The organism is Mesorhizobium sp. B3-1-7, assembly GCF_006439385.1.
In the GTDB taxonomy this organism is placed as follows: domain Bacteria; phylum Pseudomonadota; class Alphaproteobacteria; order Rhizobiales; family Rhizobiaceae; genus Mesorhizobium.
In genome coordinates this window covers 1-3,175 of sequence record NZ_VFTL01000079.1, presented here as the reverse complement: position 1 = coordinate 3,175, position 3,175 = coordinate 1, and the positions used below count along the sequence as shown (strand labels likewise).

Sequence of the window (3,175 nt, the reverse complement as noted above, 5' to 3'; positions counted from 1 at the left end):
CACAGCTACAGCGCCGGCACGACGATTGCGGCCGGCACGCTACAGATCGGCAACGGCGCGGTCGCCGGCGCGCTGACGACGCCGAGCGTAGCCAACAACGGCACGCTCGCCTTCAACCTGAACAACACCTACGCCTTCGACGGGGCCATCTCTGGCACGGGTTCGGTCAACAAGCTCGGCACCGGCGTTACAACGCTCACCGGCACCAACAGTTATAGCGGCGCCACCAACATCAATGCCGGGACGCTGTTGATCAACGGCAACCAGTCGGGTGCTGCCGGCCCGACATCGGTCGCGAGCGGCGCGACGCTCGGCGGCACCGGCACGATCGGCGGCAGCGTCACCGTCGCCGACGGCGGCACGCTCGCCCCCGGCGGCGCCGGCAATGCTCCAGGCACGCTGACCATCAATGGTAATCTTGCGTTGGGGGATTCCAACCTCAACGTGGACTTCGGCCAGGCAAACGTGCCCGGCGGTCCGCTGAACGATCTCATCAACGTCGGTGGCAACCTGACGCTCGACGGCACGCTGAACGTGACCCAGAGCCCGGGAGGAAACCTGGGTCCCGGCGTGTATCGCATCATCAGCTACAACGGCTCCCTTGCCGATAACGGTCTCGACGTCACAGATCCCAACTATTTCGTGCAGACCTCGGTGGCCAACCAGATCAACCTGGTCAACTCGGCCGGGCTGACGCTCAGCTATTGGGACGGCAACGCCGGCCCCCACTCCAATGGCGCGGTGAATGGCGGCAGCGGCACCTGGCGCGCCGCAGGCGACCAGAACTGGACGGACATCACCGGAACGTTCGCTGCTCCCTTCGCCAATGCCAGCTTCGCTATTTTCCAGGGAGCCGCCGGCACGGTGACGGTGGACGGCACCAACGGCCCGGTGCAGGCCGCCGGCATGCAGTTCGCGGCGGACGGCTATCTGGTCCAGGGCGCGGACATCGGCCTGGTCGGCCCGCAATCGATCATCCGTGTCGGTGACGGCACGGCGGTGGGCGCGGCCTATGTCGCGACGATCGCATCCAACCTGACGGGCGCCACGCAATTGGTGAAGACCGACGCCGGCACGCTGGTGCTGTCAGGCACCAACACTTATGCCGGCGGCACGGCGATCAATGGCGGCACGGTTCAGATCGCGTCGGACAACAATCTCGGCAACGCCTCCGGCGGTCTTTCGCTCGATGGCGGCACGCTGCACACGACGGCCGATATCACTTCTGCCCGCGCCGTGACGCTCAATGCCGGCGGCGGCACCTTCGACACCGACGGCGCGACCAGCCTGGCGCTCACCAACACCGTGAGCGGCGCCGGGACTTTGACCAAGGAAGGTGGCGGCACACTGGTGCTCAGCGGCGCCAACAGCTACCAAGGCGGCACCGTCATCGATGGCGGCACGGTCCAGATCACGGCCGATGCCAATCTCGGCGATGTGGCCGGCGACGTCACCTTCGATGGCGGTACGCTGCATCAGACCCTGTCCAGCATCGTCACCAGCCGCGACGCTACGCTTCAGGCGGGCGGCGGAACATTCCAGGTCGACAGCGCCCTGCAGTGGGAGGGCGGGGTCGACGGCGCGGGCGCGCTCACCAAGACCGGCGCCGGCGCGCTGATCCTCGGCGCGGACAATAGCTATGCCGGCGGCACGACCATTGCAAGCGGCATCCTGATGCTGGGCACCGGCGGCACGACCGGGTCAATCCTCGGCGATGTGGTCGACAACGGCACGCTCAGCTTCAACCGCTCCAACCTCTATACTTTCGGCGGCACGATCTCGGGCAGCGGCGGCGTCAGCCAGGATGGAACCGGCAACACCGTGCTCACGGCCGACAACACTTACGGCGGCACCACGCTGATAGTCGGCGGCGGCGGGCTCTACATCAATGGCGACCAGACCGCCGCAACCGGGCTGACCAACGTCAATTTCGGCACGCTGGGCGGCAGCGGCATCATCGGCGGCGATGTGTTCGTCGACGTGGCCGGCAGGCTGGCTCCCGGTGGCCTCGGCTCCGCGCCCGGCGCGCTCACCATCAACGGCAACCTCGAACTGGCCGACGGCTCGAACCTTGATTACTCGTTCGGCCAGGCCGGCGTGGTCGGCGGCGCCTACAACGATCTCACTGTCGTCCACGGCAATCTGACGCTCGACGGCACCATCAACGTGACGGAGGCGCCCGGCGGCAATTTCGGGCCCGGCATCTATCGCGTCATCAACTATGACGGCACCCTGACCGACAACGGGCTCGACAGCAATTCGCCCACTCATGTCGTCCAGACCTCGATAGCGGGCCAGGTCAACCTCATCGACATCAGCGCCATGACGCTGAATTTCTGGGACGGCGACGCCGGCCCTAAGAGCAATAACGCCGTCAATGGCGGCAACGGCACCTGGCGGGCGGCCGGCGACGACAACTGGACCGGGCCGGCCGGCGATATCAACGCCGCCTTCTCGAACGGCAGCTTCGCGATCTTCGCCGGCCAGGCCGGCATGGTCGATGTCGACAGCACGACGAATGGCCAGGTGCAGGCCGCAGGCATGCAGTTCGCCACCGATGGCTACCTGATCCAGGGGCAGTCCATCGATCTGGTCGGGCCGCAGGCGACGATCCGGGTGGGCGACGGAACCCTGCCGGGTGCGGGCTACACCGCGACCATCGCTTCGGTGCTCCAGGGCAGCTCGCAGCTGGTCAAGACCGATCTCGGCACGCTGGTGCTGAGCGGCACCAATACCTACAGCGGCGGCACGGCCATCAATGGCGGCACGCTCAGGGTCTCGGCCGACGTCAACCTTGGCGATGGGGCTGGAGCGCTGTCGTTCGACAATGCCGCGACGCTGCAAAATACCGCCGCGTTCAGCTCGGCGCGCGACATCACGCTCAATGCCGGCGGCGGCACGTTGCAGACCGACGCCGATCTCACGCTGTCCGGCCCTATCGGCGGCGCGGGCGGCTTCACCAAGACGGGCGGCGCGGCGCTGACGCTGACGGGCACCAACTCCTATGCCGGAGCGACCACCGTGGCGGCAGGCGGGCTCTATGTCGATGGCGACAACAGCCTGGCCACAGGGCTTACCTCGGTTGAGATCGGCGCCACGCTTGGCGGCAAGGGCTCGATCGGCGGCGATGTCACGGTTGCCGACGGCGCGACCCTGTCGCCCGGCTCTGCCGACG

At 67.2% G+C, this 3,175-nt stretch carries 1 protein-coding gene; it reads left to right on the top strand.

Annotation, left to right across the window (positions count from 1 at the left end; all coding sequences use genetic code 11):
- Positions 1-3,175, top strand: a 3,175-nt coding sequence (locus FJ417_RS32915) for an autotransporter-associated beta strand repeat-containing protein (RefSeq protein ID WP_181183371.1), incomplete at both ends; no start/stop codon positions are given.